Consider the following 17,052-nt stretch of genomic DNA (forward strand, 5'->3'; position numbering starts at 1 on the left):
TTCCCGGGGTTGTACTCAGTCCACGCTGATGCGGGCCGCCTTCACCACCGCCTGCCAGCGCGCCAGTTCCGCGCGCAGGTGCGCGGCCAGCCGTTCCGGCGAGCCCCCGGCCGGATCGATGCCCTGCTGCCGCAGCGTCGTCACGACTTCGGGGCGGGCCAGCGCCTCGTTGACCTCGCGGTTGAGCCGGTCCACCGTGGCCCGGGGCGTGCCGGCGGGCGCCAGCAACCCGTACCAGACGCCGACCTCCACCTTGGGCAGCCCCTGCTCGCTCAGGGTAGGCACGTCCGGCAGGCCCTGGAACCGCTGGGCGCTCATCACCCCCAGCACCTTGACCTTGCCGCCCGTGGCCAATGGCAGCACCGTGTCTATCGGCACGACCATGGCCGAGATGTGGCCGCCGGCCAGGTCGGTCACGGCGCCGCCGGTGCTCTTGTAGGGCACGTGGAACAGGTCCACGCCCGCCTCCAGCTTGAACAGCTCCATGGCCAGGTGCTGCGGCGTGCCGTTGCCGGGCGACGCGTAGTTGATGGCGCCGGGTGTGGCCTTGGCGAGCCGGACCAGTTCCGGCACCGACTCGGCCTTGAGCGTCGGCGCCACCGCCAGGGTCATCGCGCCAGTGCTGAGCAGGCTGATCGGCACGAAGCTCTTGACCGGGTCGTAGGGCAGCGTGCGGTTGACCGCCGCGTTGGTGGCGAAAGTGGTGGCGGCCAGAAGCAGCGTGCGGCCGTCGGACGCGGCGCGCGCGACGTGGTCGGCGCCGATGTTGCCGCTGGCGCCCGGCCGGTTCTCGACGATGACCGGCGATCCCATCTGCGCAGCCAATTGCCGCCCCAGCACGCGGGCGATCACGTCGACGCCCGTTCCCGCCGACGTCGCGACGACGATGGTGGTCGGCGGACCGGATTGCGCCTGCGCGGGCAGGCTGGCCGCGCAGCAGGCGGCGGCGAACGTCAGGTACGGGTATCGCATGTCAACTCCTCAGTCTTCCGCCAGCGGCACCGTCAGCGGATCGTAGGAATACAGCCATTGGGCTCGGCTCTTGTTCATGTCCTTGCGCTGGAAGGCCAGGCGCATCGCGCTCTCGTCCTCGATGCGGTAGAGGTCGCGGTTCTCGGCCGACTCGCGCACCACCGCCGCGGTGCGGTCCATGCGGCTGTTCTGGTAGCTGCGCAGCGCGCCGGCGACGCTGGCCTGCTCGTCCAGGCAGCGCGCCAGCACCGCGCCGTCCTCGATGGCCATGGCCGCGCCCGAGGCCAGGTAGGGCAAGGTGGGATGCGCGGCGTCGCCCAGCAGCGTCGCCCTGCCGGTGCTCCAGTTGTCCACCGGCATGCGGTCGTTCAAGGCATAGCGGTAGCAGCCGTCTCGGTCGATCGCGTCGATCACGGTCTGTATGGTGGGATGCCAGCCTTCGAAGTCCGCCTTGAGGTCGGCCCAGGGCCGCCGCTGCGTCCACGACTCGTTCTCGGGCTGCGCGTGTTCCACCAGCCCGACGAAGTTCATCAGCTTGCCGGCGCGCAGGTAGTACATCACGGCATGCTTCTTGGGCCCGCACCATACCGTCGATACCGTATCCATGATGCCGGCGGGCAGGCGGTCCGTCGGGATCACCGCGCGCCAGGCGACGTCGCCGGTGTAGCTGACCGGGGTGGCCCCCAGGATCTGCGCCCGTATGGCCGACCTGATGCCGTCCGCTCCAACCAGAACCTCGCCCGTGGCGCGCGTCCCGTCGGCCAGCCGCAACGTGATACCGTCGGCGGTTTCGTCGAAGCCTTCCGCCCGCGCGTTCAGCGCGATGCAGTCCGGGTCCAGTGCCAGTACCGCCTTGGCCAACAGCTCGTGCAAGTCGGCGCGGTGGATGTGGAAATACGGCGCCCCGTTCGCCTGTTCGTGCTGCGGACCGAGGGGAATGCGGTGCATCATCTCGGCCGTGTCGAAGCGCCGGAACTCGAACGCCAGCGGCCGCACCACGGTCTTCTCGAGTTCCTCGCGCAGCCCGAGGTCGTACAGCACCTTGACCGCGTTGGCGCTGGACTGGATGCCGGCGCCGATCTCGCCCAGCGCGGGAGCCTGTTCGTACACGCGCACGGGAAAGCCGCGCTTGAGCAGGCTGGCGGCGGCGGTCAGGCCGCCGATGCCGGCGCCGACGATGATGATTCGGGGTTTCTGGTCTTTCTTCATGTCATTCAATCCGCGCTGATGCGGGCCTTCCTGATTACATCCGCCCAACGGGCGTGTTCGGTGGAAACCAGCCGGCCGAAGGCCTCGGGCGTGCCGGACGCGACAGTCAGCCCTTGTTCGTCCAGGCTTTGCTGGATATCCGGCATGGCCAGCACCTGGTTGATCTCGCGATTCAGGGCCGTCACGATGGCCTGGGGTGTCCTGGCGGGGGCGAGCATGCCGAACCACAGGTCCACGTCGGCGCCGCGCACGTCCTGCTCCGCCAGCGTGGGCACGTCGGACATGACCTCGATACGGCGTGGCTGGGTGGCGGCCAACACGCGCAGCTTGCCGGACTGCTTGAGCCCCAGCGCGGTGTTCGCCGGCAGGATCATGGCCTGCACCTGCCCGCCCAGCAGGTCGGTGACCGCGCCGGCCGATCCGCTGTAGGGCACGTGCATGACGTCCACGCCGGCATGCAGCTTGAACAGCTCCATGGCCAGGTGCTGCGGCGTGCCCTTGCCCGGCGAGGCATAGGCATACCGGCCAGGCCTGGACCGGAAGGCCTTGATCGCCTCGTCCAGCGTGCCGGCCGGGAAGGCCGGATTCACCGCGAACACCAGCGCGCCGACCGCCACCTGCCCGACCGGGACGAAGCTCGCCAGCGGGTCGTAGGGCACGCTCTTGAACAGGCTGGGGTTCATCACGAAGGTGCTGACGGTCATCATCAGCGTGTACCCGTCCGGCGCGGCATGGGCGACGTATCCCGTGCCGATGTTGCCGCTGGCGCCGGGTCGGTTCTCGACGATGACGGGCTGACCCAGACGCTGCGCGAGCCTGGGGCTGAGCGTACGCGCCAGGGTGTCCATGCTGGTGCCCGGCGTGTAGGGCACCACGATGGTGATCGGCCGTTCGGGCCACTCGGCCCTCGCCGCGCCCGCCCAGGGCAATGCCGAAGCGGCGAACGACGCCGCCAGCACCAGCGCGCGGCGCCGGGGAAGAATGTCGCAGCTCATCTCGCGTCCCCTTCCCTTACCGTTCCAGCGGACCGCCGGCCAGCCAGCTCGCGCCGCGCCGGTACAGCGTCTCCACCGCCTCGCCCTTGAGCATGGGCATGTCCATCTTGACCCGGTAGCCGATGCGGGTCTGGATGTAGGCCAGATGGCGATATCCCTCGGGCATGCGCGCCAGCTCATCCTGGTCCAGCGTCAGCTTCGCCCCGGGGTCCACCGGATCGACCCGGTCCTTCTCGTAGATGGGCTGGCGATGCAGCAACTGCCACCGGCCTTCGTGCCTGACGAGGAAATCGTAGAAGCGGCCCGTGCACACCACGTCGCACGGCACGCCATCGATGGGGCCGCGCTGCGAGATGGTCATCTTGGTCTGGGCGATGGCGCGGTCGCCCTGGACCTCGACCGCCGAGCCGCCCAGAAAGTGAAGAATGCTCACGCCCTTGTCCCAGCCTTCGCGCGTGACGCGGATGAATTCGGCGTAAGGCCCCTGGAACCAGGTGGCCATCATGACGCCTTCCGGATGCCAGACCGTGGCGAACCGCTCCCAGTCCCCGGCATCGCGCCACACCGCCCAACGCTCCACCAGTTGCCGGATTTCCCGCTCGTCGCTCCATGCGTCGCTCATGTCGTCTCCTCACCTTGTGATCGATGCCCGACCCTTGCGCCGGACAAGCCGGGTCCCTTCGGCCTGTCGCTTCGAAGCCGAACCGCGACGCTCCGGACGGAGCGAGTGGGGAGATGGGAAGAGGCCTGGAACGGCGCGTGTTCCGGGCGTTTTGTGTATGCGGCAGATTCTAGGAACCGCATGTTAATTTGTCTAATATATCTCTTATATCTATTGATTTTCTGACCTTATGAATCTGAGCATCCGGCACTTCAAGGCGTTCCTGTGCATCGTGCAGACACGCAGCTTCACGCGCGCCGCCGAGCAGCTGCACATCAGCCAGCCGGGGCTCAGCCTGATGATGCAGGATGTCGAAGGCCAGCTCTCGTGCCGCCTGTTCGAACGCACGACGCGATCGGTCCGGCTGACGGCGGCGGGACAACGGCTGTTGCCGGTCGCACAACAAGTCGTGGACGAGGTGGAGACCATCGCGCCCGTCCTCAGCCAGCTTTCCGAGACGCGCCGCCGCACGCTGCGCGTGGGCGTGCCGCCCATCTTCTCGGCCAGCGTCATGCCTCACGTCTACATGCGCCTGCGCAAGACCCAGCCCACGCTCGATCTCCACATCCTGGACCTGCCCAAACCCGAGGTCGAGCGCCAGGTGCAGAACGGCGAGCTCGATTGCGGGCTGGGCGTCTTCCCCAAGCGGGTCCTGGAGGTCTCGCGCCGGCCGCTGTTCGAATTCGATTTCGTGTACCTGGAATCCCGCGCGGCGCCCTTCCGCTCCAGGGCGAAAGGCAGGAACGCCAAGCGGATACGCTGGGACGAATTGCCGGCGGTGCCTTTCGTCGAACTCCCCCCGACTCAGGACCTGCAGCAGCAGATCAACAAGTGCCGCGCCGCCCGCGGCATGGCGCGCACCGACGGCATCCGCATGAACCGGCTCGAATCCCTGATCGGCATGGCGGCGGCCGGCGTGGGGCCGACCATCATTCCGACATTCGCCGCCCCGATAGGCACGGAATTCCAGGTGTCGACCGCGCTGCTGACCGCCCCCGTCCTGACGCTGGACTTCCATCTGATCATCAAGCGCGGCCGCGAGCAGCCCGCCGTGCTGGAGGCATTCACCCGCACCCTGCTCGAAGTGATCGAGGAACGCCGCGACCGGATCTACCGCACCGCGGGCAAGGACTGGGGCTAGGGCCGCGCAGCCGGCGTCCTGCGGTCGTGGCGCGGAAAGTTCTCGCGCAGGAAATCCGCGAAGGCTTCCGCCGCCGGCGACAGGGTCCGCTGCCTGTGCCGCATCAGCGCGATCGGACGCTTGATCCGCTGCGGCTCGAACGGCTGCATCGCCACGTCGGCGAACTTCTGGACGATGGGCCGCGCATGGCCGGGAATCAGTGACAGCCCCAGCCCGGCATCCACCATGCCGATGGCGGTCCAGACGAACGCGACCTCGCACGCGGGCGTCAGCCGCACGCCGACCTGCGCGGCGTGGTAGTCGACCAGGTAGCGGGTGGAGTTGTGTTCCCCCAGCGCGATGAAGGGATGGGCGGCGATGTCCTTCCAGGTCGGGCGGCGCCTGGGCCCCCAGCCGTAGCTGCGGGGATGGATCAACAGCAGGTCGTCGGTCAGCAGGGGTTCGGCGGCAACGAAAGGCGTATCGGCCGGAAGCACCCCCAGCGCGAGATCGACCTCGCCGCTGGCGACCAGATCGATGATCTCACCGCCCGGCGTATCGCGCAGGACGATGGTGATGTGCGGATACCGCGCCTTGAACGTACCGATCAGGCGCGGCACCAACAGCGAGGATTGCAGCGGCGAGCAGGCAAAGCGCACGCGCCCCCGGCGCCGGTCGGCCAATTCGCGGGAGCCGGCGATGGCCGCGCCCAGGTCCTGCAGGACGCGGGCGGCGACGGGGTGCAATTCGGCTCCCGCTTCGGTCATGCGTACCGACCTCGTGGTCCGGTCGAGCAGCTTGAGCCCCAGCTCCGATTCAAGCTCGCGCACCAGCAGGCTGACCGCGGACTGGGACAGGTTGAGCAGGGTGGCGGCCGAGGTGAAGCTGCGCGATTCGGCCACGCAAACGAAGGCCCGCAATTGCTTCAGGGACAGATTCCCCAGCGAGGCGTGGAAACTCATTGGTCAACCTCATCAATGAATGAGAATAACTCTCTGGAATAATAAATCGTCTGGCGCTGTAATGCTCCCTCCAGAAAAGTGCACGATAAGAGGAGACAAGCGCCATGGAGACTGGGATACGGTCGTTGCGCCGCCGGTGGGCGGCACCGCTTGCGGCCCTGGCGGCCTGGACGGCGGCAGCCCTGCCCGTCGCGGCCATCGCCGCGCAGAACACGATCACGATCGTGGTCGCCTCCTCGCCCGGCACCGGGCCCGACATCCTGGCCCGCACCGTCAGCCAGCAATGGGCGGCGAAATCCGGCACCGCCGCGGTGGTCGACAACCGCCCCGGCGCCAGCGGCAACATCGGCGCCGACCACGTCGCCCGCTCGCGGCCAGACGGCTCGACGCTGCTGATGGCCGCGACGACCTTCGCCACCAACGCCGCCGTCAATCGCACGCTGCCCTACGACCCGGTCAAGGACTTCGCTCCGATCGCGCTGCTGGGCACCGGCACGCTGGCGCTGGCCGTGCCTCCTTCGTTTCCCGCCGAGACGCTCAAGCAGTTCGTCGCCAGGGCCAAGGCCGCGCCCGGCACGATCAACTACGGCTCGCCCGGCAACGGCACCCCGCAGCACCTGGCCATGGAGCTGTTCAAGCAGGAAGCACACATCGACCTGTTCCACGTCCCGTTTAAGTCGGCGGGCGGCGCCGTCAACGATCTCGCGGGCGGGCACGTCTCGGCCATGATCGTGCCGCTGCACACCATCCAGCCCCTGGTCCAGGGGGGCAAGCTCCGGGTCCTGGCCGTCATGAGCGCCGAACGCGCGCCGTCGATGCCCCAGGTGCCGACCTTCCGCGAGGAAGGCTATGACCAGGTGCAGGTCGACGTCTGGTACGGCCTGCTGGCGCCCGCCGGCACGCCCGACGCCGTGGTACGCAAGCTGAACGCGGAAGCGAACGAGGCATTGAAGAACAAGGACGTGGTGGCCAGCCTGGCCAAGGTGGGCATCGAACCGGCCGGCGGCACGCCCGCCCGCATGGCCGACACGCTGGCCCTGGAGCTCAAGCGCTGGCCCCCCGTCGTACGCGCGGCAAACATCACGGCAGACTAGGAAAGCAAGAATGCAGAAGACATGGAACGACTACGACCGCCCCCACCAGGACCTGCGGGAACTGCTTGAACGCGTCGACAAGGCCGGCGAACTGCTGCGCGTATCGGGCGCCGACTGGAACCTGGAGGTCGGCACCCTGGCGGAGATCATCCACGGCACCCAGCGCGGCGAGGCCCCGGCCATCCTGTTCGACAACATTCCCGGCTATCCGGCCGGCTTCCGGCTGCTGTCGGGCGCATCGAACTCGTCGGCGCGCCTGGCCCTGACGCTGGGCTTCCCCGTTCCCCGGGGGCCGATGGACGTGGTACGGTCCTATCGCGACCGCATGCAGCGCCACGAACCCATTCCGCCGCGCATCGTGGAAACCGGCCCGGTCCTGGAGAACATCGACCGCGACGACGACGTCGACATCTTCAAGTTTCCCATCCCCTTCCTGCACGAGCTGGACGGCGGCCGCTACATCGGCACCGACGACCTGGTCATCATGCGAGATCCCGAGCTGGACTGGATCAACATCGGCACCTACCGGTCGATGGCCCACAGCCGCAACCAGGTCGGCCTGTGGACCTCGCCCGGCAAACAGGGGCGGCAGATCCGCGACAAGTATTTCAAGCAGGGCAAGCCCTGCCCGGTGCTGATTTCCTGCGGCCACGACCCCATGCTGTTCCTGGCCGGCGGCAACGAACTGCGCTTCGGCCTGTCGGAGTACGACTACTCCGGCGGCCATCGCGGCCTGCCCTTCGACGTGGTGCTGAGCGAAGTACACAAGCTGCCCATGCCGGCCCACAGCGAAATCGTGCTGGAAGGCGAAATGTACCCGGACGACACGTTGCCCGAGGGACCGTTCGGCGAGTTCACGGGCTACTATGCGGGCGGCAAGAGCAACCAGCCGGTGGTGCGCATCCAGCGCGTCTATTACCGCAACGATCCCATCCTGACCATGGCCACGCCGCTGCGGCCGCCGTCCGACTTCTCGTTCTCCAAGTGCGTGATGAAGGCGGGCATGATCTGGGACGAGGTCGAACGCGCGGGACTGAGCGGGGTCAAGGGCGTCTGGTGCCACGAGGCCGGCGCGGCACGCCTGTTCAACATCATTTCGATCAAGCAGGCGTACGCGGGACACGCCCGGCAGGCCGCGATGCTGGCGGCGAACTGCCAGTCCGGATCCTACCTCGGGCGCTTCGTCGTGGTCGTGGACGAAGACGTCGATCCCACGAACCTGTTCGACGTCGTCTGGGCGATGTGCACCCGCTGCGACCCGGTGGAGGACATCGAGTTCATCCGCAAGGCCTGGAGCGGCCCGCTGGATCCGCGCATTCCTCGCGGCACCGCCACCAACTCGCGCGCGGTCATCGATGCCTGCCGTCCCTTCGAGATGCTGAAGGACTTCCCGCCGGTGGCTTGCGCCACGCCCGAACTGAGGCAGAAGGTCGAAGCGAAGTTCGCCGATCTGCTGGCAAAGCTGAAGTAAGACGAATGCCGGACGCTCGGTGGCTTCACGAACCGTCCGGCATCTCCTTCAGCGCCTCGAAGCGCATCAGCGTACGGGTACGCGCCCGGGCGTGGTCCACCACGGGCAACGGGTAGTCCCGCCCCAGCCGCAGGCCGCACGCCTCGGCATCCACGGGCCGCATCCCGGCGGGAAAATGGATGAAGCGATCCGGCACGCGCGCCAGTTCGGGCACATAGCGCCGGATGAAGCTCCCGTCGGGATCGAACTTCCGTGACTGGGTGACCGGATTGAAGATGCGGAACCACGGCTGCGCGTCGCAGCCCGTGGACGCCGCCCACTGCCAGCCGCCGTTGTTGGCCGCCAGGTCATAATCGTTCAGGTGCCGGGCGAAGTGCCGCTCGCCCCGGCGCCAGTCTATGCCCAGGTCCTTGGTCAGGAACGAGGCCGCCACCATCCGCAGGCGGTTGTGCATGTACCCGGTCTGGTGCAACTGGCGCATCGCGGCATCCACCAGCGGATAGCCCGTGCGGGCCTCGCACCAGGCCTGCCAGAGTTCGGGCGCATCGTCCCAGGACAGGCGGTCGAAGGCCGGCTTGAAGCAGCCCTGCACCACGTGCGGGTGGTGCCACAGGATCATCTGGTAGAACTCGCGCCAGACCAGTTCCGACAGCCACGTCTGCGCCCCCTCGCCGCCATGGCGGCGCGCCAGCGCGGCCAACTGGCGGATGGACACGGTGCCAAAGCGCAGATGCGTGGACAGGTACGAGACGCCTTTGCGCGCGGGATAGTCCCGCGCCTCGTGATAGCGCGTGATGCGCCGCTCGAAATCCCGCAGCAGTTCGCGGCCGCCCCCCATACCGGTGGGCAGCGCCAGCGCGGAAAGGTTGGTGGGCAGGAAGCCCAGCGCCTCCAGCGTGGGGGGACGTTCGCCCGGGGGCTTGGGCGCCAGGCGCGCGGCGTGGCGCTCGACCGGATAGGACTCGAGCTGGAAGTCGTCGGCCCGCTGCAGCCACGCGCGCTTGTAGGGCGTGAACACACTGTAGGGCTGGCCCTGCTGCGTCAGCAGTTCATCCCTGTCCAGCACCACCTGGTCCTTGCAGTCGCTGAAGGCAATGCCGCAGTCCGCCAGTTCGCGCGCCACCCGCCGGTCGCGCGCGATGGCGTCGGGCTCGTAGTCGCGGTTGGCCAGGACCTCCCGCACGCCCAGTTCCCGCGCCAGGCGGACGATGCACGCCGGCGCGCCGCCGTGCCGGACGATCAGGCCGCTGCCCGCGGCCCCGGCTTGGCGCGCCATGCGGTCCAGCGCCTGGTCCAGTTCCAGCACGCTGGCGTGGATGAATTCCACGCGGCGGTCGGCGCGATCAGGCAGGGTATCGAGGATGTCGGTGTCGAAGACGAAGGCGCAATACACCTTCCCGTGGCGTATCAGGGCCTGGTGCAGCGCGGCGTGATCGAAGCTGCGCAGGTCGCGCCGGAACCACACCAGGGCGGCCCCGGCCGCCTCACTCGTCATGGGCGGCGACCCGCTTGCGGGGGGCGCGGGCGTGCTGGCGCTCGACGCGTTCGGACACGCGGCGCGACAACTCCCGGGTGGACGGAATGCGCAGGCTGCGCTCCTCGGCCTTCTCCTCGTCCTCGGCCAGGTTGGCGATGATGCCCAGCAGCACCTTGCGCGCCACGCCTATCTCGTCGGCCGTCAGCCCGCGGATGCCGATGCGGTTGACGTCTTCGGCCAGCGGGATCAGCTTGCGCTCGAGCTCGCGGCCCCGGTCCGTCAGATACACGTACATGTTCTTCTTGTTGCCGGGCAGGTGCTTGCGCTCGACGTAGCCCAGGGCCTCCATGGCCTTGAGCGCGCTGTAGGTGGTGGGCTCCATCACCCCCGCCTCGTCGCTCAGCTCGCGCTGGGTCAGGCCGTCCTGCACCCACAGGATGCGCAGGAAGGCCCAGTGCCCGAACGAGACGTGATGCTCGTTCAGCCTCATCTGCAAGGCGCGGACGAAGGCACGCGTGGCGTCCTTGACCAGGTGGGCCAGGCGGTCGTTGGGCGCCGCGCTTTGCCAGTGCTCCAGGATCTTGCGGGTGTCTTCGGCGGAACTCATGGTCTTCCGGGGGGCTGTGCTCGGGCAAATGATACCCGTCCGGTAGTGCTGGAACGGGGGCTTGAAAAATACTTAGAGCTTTAATATTATTCTTATAGCTCTAATAAAACCAGTGTACCCGGATGACCGGGACATCCACCCAAGGAGACCTCCATGACCCATTCCGTACACCGCTTCGTCCGACATGCCGCCACGGCGGCCACCCGCGTGGGCCTGGCCGCGCTGCTGGGCTGTGCGCCGGCGCTGGCCAGCGCCGACGACGCGGCCGACTACCCCTCGCGCCCCGTCCGCTTCGTCGTACCCTACGCCACCGGCGGTCTGCCCGACACGGTGGCCCGCATCATCGGCCAGCGCCTGACCGAGCATCTGGGCAAGTCCTTCGTGGTCGAGAACAAGCCCGGCGCCAACGGCGTGGTGGCCGCGCAGACGCTGATGGGCAGCCCGCACGACGGCTATACCTTCCTGGTCACCGACGGCTCGATGATGTCGATCAACCCGTCGCTGTACAAGGATCTCGCCTACGAGCCCAAGCGCGATTTCATGCCGGTCTCGCTGGTGGCGACCTCGCCGCTGTTCATCGCCGCCCGCCCCGATTTCCCGGCCGGCACGCTGCAGGAATTCGTCGAGCTGGCCAAGAAAAGCCCCACCGGCATCACCTATGGTTCGTCGGGCGTGGGCAGCAGCCACCACCTGACGATGGAAGCCCTGAAAAGCGCGCTGAACCTGCGGCTGGACCATGTCCCGTTCCGGGGTTCGGGCCAGGCCGTGCCCGCGCTGGTGGGCAAGCAGGTGGACCTGGTGGTGGCCGCGCTGCCCTCGCTGTCGGGTTTCGCGCAGAAGGGACAGGCCAAGATCCTGGCCACGAACTCGCTCAAGCGCTCCAGCCTGGCCCCCAACGTACCGGCCATCTCCGAGATCGTTCCCGATTTCAATTTCGCCGTCACCGTGGGGGTGCTGGCGCCCACCGGTACGCCCCAGGCCATCGTGAACAAGCTCAGCGCCGAGATCGCCAAGGTGGTCAAGCAACCCGAGGTCATCAAGCAATTGCAGGGGCTGGGCATCGAACCCGTGGGCGGAACGCCGTCCGAGTATGCGCAAGCCATCGATGAAGAAGCCCGCCGCTATGCCGGCCCGATCAAGGCCGCGGGCATCAAGCCGGAAAATTGAAGGAGAAACAGCATGTTGTCGCGTGAAAAGAACGAGCGGCTGTGCCGCGTGGAGGGCGACGCCCCGATGGGCACGCTGATGCGCCGCCACTGGCTGCCGCTGTGCCTGGTCGAGGAAGTGGCCGAGCCGGACGGCGCCCCGGTGCACGCCCGGCTGCTGGGGCTGGACCTGGTCGTGTTCCGCGACACCCAGGGCCGCATCGGCGCGCTGGACGAGAAATGCCCGCACCGGCGCGTATCGCTGGTCTACGGCCGCAACGAGGAAGGCGGGCTGCGCTGCCTGTACCACGGCTGGAAGATGGACGTGACCGGGCAGGTGCTGGACATGGCGTCCGAGCCCGAGACCAGTCCCATGGCCTCGAAGGTGCGCACCAGGGCCTACCCCACGCGCGAGTGGGGCGGCATGGTCTGGGTCTTCCTGGGCAAGGAGGAAGACGCGCCCGAGTTCGTTCCCCCGCCCTGGGCGCCGACCCGGGACGCCAAGGTCAGCATCGCCAAGGTCATCCTGCCCTGCAACTGGGCGCAGGTCCTGGAAGGCGCGATCGATTCGGCCCACAGCTCCAGCCTGCACTCGTCGGACTTCGTGCCGGCCAAGGTCAGCGGCGCCGAAGCCACCGACAAGAACTGGCTGCGTCCATCCACCGACAAGGCGCCGCGCCTGCAGGTCGAGCGCACGCCTTACGGTTTCCGCTACGCCGCGATCCGCCGTCCGATCTTCGATGCCGACACGCAGGACTACGTGCGCTCGACCGTGTTCGTCGCGCCCTTCACGGTGCTGGTCCCACCCAACAACCTGTACAACGTCGCCAACGTGAACGTGCCCATGGACGACACGAACACGGCGTTCTACTTCCTGGCCTGGGGCCATCCGGCCAAGACGCCCGATACCGAGACCTGGCGCAAGTTCCTGCGCGCGCAGATCGGCCCCGACGTGGACGACCGCTACCGGCCGCACCGCAACCACGACAACCGCTTCTGGCAGGACCGCCAGGCGATGAAGGCGGGCAACTTTACCGGCATCACCGGCTTTCCCAACCAGGACATCGCCATGTGGGTGACCATGGGCGCCCTGGCCGACCGGTCCGAGGAACGGCTGGGCACCAGCGACCTGGCCATCGTCGAATTCCGCCGCCGGATGCTGACGGCACTGGACGAGTTCGCGGCCGGAGAAGCGCCCATCGCCCTGGGCGAGAACGCCATTCCCAGGGAGATCTGTTCGTTCCAGGCCATCGTGCCCAAGTCGGTCGACTGGCGCCAGTACAAGGTGTCGCATGTGTGGGACGACGTGCCCGCCACCCAGCGACTCGACTCCAACTACGAGGTATAGCCCCCCCCTACGCGCTTACGCGCGCCCCCCCCAGGGGGCGGCACTGGCGGACCGGCGGAGCCGGATCCGCGGTGCCCCGGGTCGGGTCATGGATTTTCGGAGGAAGTCTGATGTCGATTGCTCCATTGCGGCTGGGCGTAGCTGGGCTGGGACGCGCCTTTTCGCTGATGCTGCCGACCTTCCTGGGCGATGCGCGCATCGTGCTGGCGGCGGCTTGCGACCCTCGGGAGGCCGCGCGCGGGCAGTTCGCGCGCGACTTCGGCGCGCCGGTGCACGGCGACATCGAAGCGCTGGCGGCCGATCCGTCGCTGGACGCGATCTACGTCGCCAGTCCCCATCAGTTCCACGCCCGTCACGCCGAGATCGCCGCGGCGCATGGCAAGCACGTGCTGGTGGAGAAGCCCATGGCGCTGGCGATGGACGAATGCGACCGCATGATCGCGGCTTGCGAGCGCGCCGGCGTGCACCTGATCGTGGGCCACTGCCACAGCTTCGACACGCCCTACCTGAAGACCCGCGAACTGATCGCCAGCGGCGAGTTCGGCAAAGTGCGCATGATCCATGCGCTGAACTACACCGACTACCTGTACCGTCCGCGCCGGCCGGAGGAACTGGTGACCGCAGAGGGCGGCGGCGCCATCTTCAGCCAGGCCGCGCACCAGGTGGACATCGTGCGGCTGCTGGCCGGCTCGCCGCCCACGCGGCTGCGCGCCGCCGTCGGCAACTGGGACCCGCGCCGCGTCACCGAAGGCGCCTACTCGGCCATGCTGTGGTTCGAATCGGGCGCCTACGCCTCGCTGTCCTATAACGGCTACGCGCACTTCGACTCCGACGAATGGACGGGCTGGATAGGCGAGATGGGCAACCGCAAGTCCCCGGACGACTACGGCGCCGCGCGGCGCAAGCTGGCCGCCGTGGCTTCGCCGGAGGAAGAGGCCCGCGCCAAGGCCGCCGGCACCTATGGCGGATCGGCCTACAAGCCGCCGGCCGACGACGACGAAGCCCGCGCCTACCAGCACTTCGGCCCCATCATCGTGTCCTGCGACCATGCCGACCTGCGGCCGCTGCCCGACGGCATCGCCATCCATGCCGACGACGAGAAACGATGGGTGCCGCTGGAGCGCCCGGCCGTACCGCGCCATGAAGTGATCGACGAACTGGTGGCCGCCGTGCGGCAGGGGCAGCCACCCCGGCACGACGGCCGCTGGGCCCGGGCCACGCTGGAGATCTGCCTGGCGATGCTGCAATCGTCCAAGGACGGCCAGGACATCCCGCTGGCGCATCAGCCGTCCTGGTAGTCGCCCGCGGGGCGCTCCAGGAAATCGCCGACGTAGACCAGATGCTCGAACGGCAGTTCATGCCGGCCAGCCACCTCCACCAGCGTCTCGAGCGTGGCGCGCAGCACCTGCTGCCGCGCCTCGCGTCCGGCATGGCAGACGACGGCCACTGGCGTGTCGCCCGGATAGCCCGCCTTCAACTCGTCCACCACCCGCGCCAGGTCGGTCCGCATCGTGAACAACACCAGCGCGCTGCGGCTTTGCGCCAGCACCGACAGGCGGTCGCTGCCGCCATAGCCTTCGTTGGCGTTCTTGCCCAGGCTCAGGATCACCGACTGGCTGGCGCTGCCGCCCGTCACCGCGCAGCCCAGCGCCGCGTTGGCCGCGGCGAAGCTGGAGACGCCCGGAACGACTTCGGGCGCGAGGTCGCGGAACGCATCCAGGTAGCCGATATGCGGACCGTACAGCGTCGGATCGCCCTGCGTCAGGACCGCCACGGTGCCGCCCGCCGCGACGCAATCGCGGATGGCCTGGCGGCGCGGCGACTCTTCGGCCTCGACCTCTTCGCGCAAGGCACGCCGCCGCGCCATGGGCGTGAACAGGCCGTGGCCGGCTTCCATGAACCGCTTGCCGGCCAGTTGCGCGGGATAGCGGGCGGGCGCGTCGGCCTGCCCCAGCACCAGGTCGGACTCGCGCATGATGCGGTCGGCCCGCAGGGTCAGGTGCTCGGGATCCCCCGTGCCCAGGCTGACGAGATAGAGCTTGCCGGGTCTGGATGGCATCGAGTTTCTCCTGGGCCTAGCGATCGGTGCGCCACATGCCGTCGCGCGCCATCCTGTCCACGATCTCGCCGATCAGGCCCGCGATGGCCGAGACGGCCTTGGCCGGCCCCTTGGTCTTGGCGAAGACCAGCGCGACGGTGCGCTGGAACGGCGGATCGACGATGCGGGCGGCCTGCACCTCGCCCTTGCCGACCTCGGTCCACACCGCATGCAGCGGCAGCACCGTGTACAGCCTTTCGCGCGCGACCAGCGAGGCCTGGAGCGGCAGCGAATCGGCCTCGATCACCGGGGCCAGCGTGATGTGCTCCTGGCGCGCCATGGAATCGAGCGCCGTGCGCAGACCGTTGGGCGCGCTGGGCAGGATGAAGGGCAACTCGTGCAGGCTGCGGAAGGGAACTTCCTCCTGGGCGGTCAGGCGGTCGCCCGCCGGCCCGATCAGGTAGCTGTCCACGGTGGCCAGGCACTGCTCGTGCTCGGGCAGCGTGCCGCCGTAGCGGTACAGGATGCCGATATCCACGCGCGCATCGGCCAGCCATTCCTCGACCTGGCCGCTGGAACCTTCCAGCACCTTCAGATTGACGCCGGGATAGCGGGCCCGCACCTCGGTGAAGAGCTGGCCCACCAGATGGTGGCCGATGGACGGCAGGGTGCCCAGCGTGACGCGGCCGCTGGCATCGCGCGCCTGTTCGCGGATCTCGTTTTCCAGCTGCTCGGCATCGGCCAGCAGCGCGCGCACCTGGGGGAAGATGCGCTGCCCCACGTCCGACAGCTCCACGCCCCGGCCGGTGCGCACGAACAGCCGCGTGCCGCACTCGCGTTCGAGCGCGTTCAACTGCCGGCTGAGCAGGGACTGGTTGCTGTTCAGGAACAGCGCCGCGCGCGTCAGGCTGCCCAGTTCGCCTATCGCGAGAAAAGCCCGCCATTTCTGCAGGCTGGCGGTGACGTCCAGTTGGATGCTGGTGGCTTTCGGATGCTGCATCGCAAGCGGCGCTCGTCCAGGAAAAGAAGACGAGTTTATACCCGCCCGCGCATCGCGGGACGCCGCGCCCCGCACCAGGCTCCTACCGCCCCTTGAACACCGGCGCCCGCTTCTCGCGGAACGCGGCCTGCGCCTCGGCGGCATCCTCGGTGGTGGCGATGATCGCGGTCATGTCCTGTTCGTAGCGATAGCCGTCGCGCAGGCTCATGTCCTCGATGGTGTTCAGCGTATGCTTGCCCATGCGCGTGGAGACGGGGCTCTTGGCGGCGATGACGCCGGCCATCTCCATCGCGGCGGGCAGCAGGTCCTCCGGGGCCGTGCAGGCCTCGACGATGCCGAGCCGGTAGAGTTCGGCCGCCGGCACCCGGTAGCCGGTCAGCATCATGCGCCGCAGCAGCGAATGGGGAAACAGGCGCATCGCGTGGCGGCACCCTCCCAATAAGCCCACGTCAACTTCCGGCAGGCCCAGCGAGGCGCGCTCGGAGGCGATCAGCACGTCGGCCGAGGCCACCATCGCCAGCCCGGATCCCAGCGCCGGGCCGTTGATCGCCGCCACCACGGGCTTGGCGCATTCGCGGATGGCGTGGAAACACTCGCGGGTGCGGCGCAGGTGCGCGGGCAGGTCGCCCGGCCCCTTGATCACGTCGGCCCGCCCTTTCAGGTCGGCGCCGGCGCAGAACACCTTGCCCGCCCCCGTCAGCACCACCACCCGGACCTCGGGCGTCTCGGATATCCAGTCCAGCGCCGCGGTCAGTTCGTCGTTCAGCACGCGGGTCAGGGCGTTGACCGGCGGGCTGTCCAGGGTCACCAGGGCGATGTGGCCATCCACCCGCAGCTGCAATTGCTTGAATTCGTTCATGGAAAAGATCGTAGTCGTGGGCAGGATACGCAGCGAGTCTAGGCGCGCGCGCAACCCGCGCAAAGGCGGGTCCGGTCAAGGCTGCTATGCGCCC

16 protein-coding genes are annotated in these 17,052 nt (G+C 68.4%); 6 read left to right on the plus strand and 10 right to left on the minus strand.

Annotated features, from left to right (window positions below; translation table 11 throughout):
* Positions 1-15: 15 nt before the first annotated feature.
* Genes EV675_RS02565 through EV675_RS02580 form a run of 4 tightly spaced genes read right to left on the minus strand, consistent with a single transcriptional unit; the run spans position 16 to position 3,798 of the window.
* Positions 16-972, minus strand: coding sequence for a Bug family tripartite tricarboxylate transporter substrate binding protein (locus tag EV675_RS02565; RefSeq protein WP_130355851.1), 957 nt, complete (start codon positions 970-972; stop codon positions 16-18).
* A 9-nt stretch (positions 973-981) separates the two neighbouring features.
* Positions 982-2,181 carry an FAD-dependent monooxygenase gene (locus EV675_RS02570; protein WP_130355852.1) on the minus strand — a complete coding sequence of 400 codons (1,200 nt, stop codon included), beginning with the start codon at positions 2,179-2,181 and terminating at the stop codon, positions 982-984.
* A gap of 5 nt (positions 2,182-2,186) precedes the next feature.
* On the minus strand, positions 2,187-3,176 hold the full coding sequence (locus tag EV675_RS02575; protein WP_130355853.1) for a Bug family tripartite tricarboxylate transporter substrate binding protein: 990 nt from the start codon (positions 3,174-3,176) through the stop codon (positions 2,187-2,189).
* A 16-nt stretch (positions 3,177-3,192) separates the two neighbouring features.
* On the minus strand, positions 3,193-3,798 hold the full coding sequence (locus EV675_RS02580; protein ID WP_130355854.1) for a nuclear transport factor 2 family protein: 606 nt from the start codon (positions 3,796-3,798) through the stop codon (positions 3,193-3,195).
* A 229-nt stretch (positions 3,799-4,027) separates the two neighbouring features.
* Between EV675_RS02580 and EV675_RS02585 the strand changes: the two genes are divergently transcribed.
* Entirely contained in the window at positions 4,028-4,978 is a 951-nt protein-coding gene (locus EV675_RS02585; protein WP_130355855.1) for a LysR family transcriptional regulator, read from the plus strand.
* Here EV675_RS02585 and EV675_RS02590 read toward each other — a convergent pair.
* Positions 4,975-5,919, minus strand: a complete 945-nt coding sequence (locus EV675_RS02590; protein ID WP_130355856.1) for a LysR family transcriptional regulator — start codon at positions 5,917-5,919, stop codon at positions 4,975-4,977. The two genes, EV675_RS02585 and EV675_RS02590, sit on opposite strands and share 4 nt — an antisense overlap.
* Before the next feature lie 104 nt (positions 5,920-6,023).
* Here EV675_RS02590 and EV675_RS02595 point away from each other — a divergent pair, with 104 nt between their 5' ends.
* The gene (locus tag EV675_RS02595; RefSeq protein WP_130355857.1) at positions 6,024-7,013 is read left to right on the plus strand and encodes a Bug family tripartite tricarboxylate transporter substrate binding protein; all 990 of its coding nucleotides are present in this window, start codon (positions 6,024-6,026) and stop codon (positions 7,011-7,013) included.
* A gap of 10 nt (positions 7,014-7,023) precedes the next feature.
* Positions 7,024-8,484 carry a UbiD family decarboxylase gene (locus EV675_RS02600; RefSeq protein WP_130355858.1) on the plus strand — a complete coding sequence of 487 codons (1,461 nt, stop codon included), beginning with the start codon at positions 7,024-7,026 and terminating at the stop codon, positions 8,482-8,484.
* A gap of 25 nt (positions 8,485-8,509) precedes the next feature.
* Here EV675_RS02600 and EV675_RS02605 read toward each other — a convergent pair whose 3' ends face one another.
* Together EV675_RS02605 and EV675_RS02610 are read right to left on the minus strand one after the other, a co-directional pair.
* Entirely contained in the window at positions 8,510-9,979 is a 1,470-nt protein-coding gene (locus EV675_RS02605; protein WP_130355859.1) for a cryptochrome/photolyase family protein, read from the minus strand.
* A complete protein-coding gene (locus EV675_RS02610; protein ID WP_130355860.1) occupies positions 9,969-10,568 on the minus strand; it encodes a MarR family winged helix-turn-helix transcriptional regulator in 600 nt (199 codons plus the stop codon). Before EV675_RS02610 ends, EV675_RS02605 begins: the two co-directional genes overlap by 11 nt.
* A gap of 153 nt (positions 10,569-10,721) precedes the next feature.
* On the opposite strand from EV675_RS02610, the gene EV675_RS02615 reads away from it, so the two are divergent.
* The 3 genes from EV675_RS02615 (at position 10,722) to EV675_RS02625 (ending at position 14,359) form a co-directional block, all read left to right on the plus strand.
* Complete coding sequence (locus EV675_RS02615) at positions 10,722-11,735, plus strand: Bug family tripartite tricarboxylate transporter substrate binding protein (RefSeq protein WP_130355861.1); 1,014 nt, start codon at positions 10,722-10,724, stop codon at positions 11,733-11,735.
* Between the two features lie 12 nt (positions 11,736-11,747).
* The gene (locus EV675_RS02620; protein ID WP_130355862.1) at positions 11,748-13,061 is read left to right on the plus strand and encodes a Rieske 2Fe-2S domain-containing protein; all 1,314 of its coding nucleotides are present in this window, start codon (positions 11,748-11,750) and stop codon (positions 13,059-13,061) included.
* 110 nt (positions 13,062-13,171) lie between these two features.
* Entirely contained in the window at positions 13,172-14,359 is a 1,188-nt protein-coding gene (locus EV675_RS02625) for a Gfo/Idh/MocA family oxidoreductase (RefSeq protein ID WP_130355863.1), read from the plus strand.
* Here EV675_RS02625 and EV675_RS02630 read toward each other — a convergent pair.
* From EV675_RS02630 to EV675_RS02640, 3 genes are all read right to left on the minus strand, one after another.
* The gene (locus EV675_RS02630) at positions 14,344-15,120 is read right to left on the minus strand and encodes an SAM-dependent methyltransferase (RefSeq protein WP_130355864.1); all 777 of its coding nucleotides are present in this window, start codon (positions 15,118-15,120) and stop codon (positions 14,344-14,346) included. The genes EV675_RS02625 and EV675_RS02630 overlap by 16 nt on opposite strands.
* 16 nt (positions 15,121-15,136) lie before the next feature.
* Positions 15,137-16,099: a LysR family transcriptional regulator gene (locus EV675_RS02635; RefSeq protein ID WP_130355865.1), complete on the minus strand. Its 963-nt coding sequence runs from the start codon at positions 16,097-16,099 to the stop codon at positions 15,137-15,139.
* Between the two features lie 82 nt (positions 16,100-16,181).
* Positions 16,182-16,958, minus strand: a complete 777-nt coding sequence (locus EV675_RS02640; protein WP_130355866.1) for an enoyl-CoA hydratase/isomerase family protein — start codon at positions 16,956-16,958, stop codon at positions 16,182-16,184.
* Positions 16,959-17,052 lie beyond the last annotated feature (94 nt).

The organism is Pigmentiphaga kullae, assembly GCF_004216695.1.
Lineage (GTDB): Bacteria > Pseudomonadota > Gammaproteobacteria > Burkholderiales > Burkholderiaceae_B > Pigmentiphaga > Pigmentiphaga kullae.

Bases quoted from the DNA above. Each gene is read 5' to 3' on its own strand.
- EV675_RS02565 (WP_130355851.1), bottom strand. From the start codon at position 972: ATGCGATACCCGTACCTGACGTTCGCCGCCGCCTGCTGCGCGGCCAGC.
- EV675_RS02570 (WP_130355852.1), bottom strand. From the start codon at position 2,181: ATGAAGAAAGACCAGAAACCCCGAATCATCATCGTCGGCGCCGGCATC.
- EV675_RS02575 (WP_130355853.1), bottom strand. From the start codon at position 3,176: ATGAGCTGCGACATTCTTCCCCGGCGCCGCGCGCTGGTGCTGGCGGCG.
- EV675_RS02580 (WP_130355854.1), bottom strand. From the start codon at position 3,798: ATGAGCGACGCATGGAGCGACGAGCGGGAAATCCGGCAACTGGTGGAG.
- EV675_RS02585 (WP_130355855.1), top strand. From the start codon at position 4,028: ATGAATCTGAGCATCCGGCACTTCAAGGCGTTCCTGTGCATCGTGCAG.
- EV675_RS02590 (WP_130355856.1), bottom strand. From the start codon at position 5,919: ATGAGTTTCCACGCCTCGCTGGGGAATCTGTCCCTGAAGCAATTGCGG.
- EV675_RS02595 (WP_130355857.1), top strand. From the start codon at position 6,024: ATGGAGACTGGGATACGGTCGTTGCGCCGCCGGTGGGCGGCACCGCTT.
- EV675_RS02600 (WP_130355858.1), top strand. From the start codon at position 7,024: ATGCAGAAGACATGGAACGACTACGACCGCCCCCACCAGGACCTGCGG.
- EV675_RS02605 (WP_130355859.1), bottom strand. From the start codon at position 9,979: ATGACGAGTGAGGCGGCCGGGGCCGCCCTGGTGTGGTTCCGGCGCGAC.
- EV675_RS02610 (WP_130355860.1), bottom strand. From the start codon at position 10,568: ATGAGTTCCGCCGAAGACACCCGCAAGATCCTGGAGCACTGGCAAAGC.
- EV675_RS02615 (WP_130355861.1), top strand. From the start codon at position 10,722: ATGACCCATTCCGTACACCGCTTCGTCCGACATGCCGCCACGGCGGCC.
- EV675_RS02620 (WP_130355862.1), top strand. From the start codon at position 11,748: ATGTTGTCGCGTGAAAAGAACGAGCGGCTGTGCCGCGTGGAGGGCGAC.
- EV675_RS02625 (WP_130355863.1), top strand. From the start codon at position 13,172: ATGTCGATTGCTCCATTGCGGCTGGGCGTAGCTGGGCTGGGACGCGCC.
- EV675_RS02630 (WP_130355864.1), bottom strand. From the start codon at position 15,120: ATGCCATCCAGACCCGGCAAGCTCTATCTCGTCAGCCTGGGCACGGGG.
- EV675_RS02635 (WP_130355865.1), bottom strand. From the start codon at position 16,099: ATGCAGCATCCGAAAGCCACCAGCATCCAACTGGACGTCACCGCCAGC.
- EV675_RS02640 (WP_130355866.1), bottom strand. From the start codon at position 16,958: ATGAACGAATTCAAGCAATTGCAGCTGCGGGTGGATGGCCACATCGCC.